We start from the raw sequence: 255 nt of genomic DNA on the forward strand, positions 1-255 counted from the left end.
GTGTGGCTGGTCATCCTCTCAGACCAGCTAGGGATCGTCGCCTAGGTGAGCCTTTACCCCACCTACCAGCTAATCCCATCTGGGCACATCCGATGGCGTGAGGCCCTAAGGTCCCCCACTTTGCTCTTGCGAGGTTATGCGGTATTAGCTACCGTTTCCAGTAGTTATCCCCCTCCATCAGGCAGTTTCCCAGACATTACTCACCCGTCCGCCGCTCGTCACCCAAGGAGCAAGCTCCTCTGTGCTACCGCTCGA

General features: G+C 57.6%; 1 rRNA gene. It reads right to left on the reverse strand.

Annotation, left to right across the window (positions count from 1 at the left end):
- A 16S ribosomal RNA gene (locus MFP24_RS00140) occupies positions 1-255 on the reverse strand; the annotation flags it as partial.

The organism is Brenneria tiliae (assembly GCF_023347575.1).
GTDB lineage: Bacteria > Pseudomonadota > Gammaproteobacteria > Enterobacterales > Enterobacteriaceae > Brenneria > Brenneria corticis.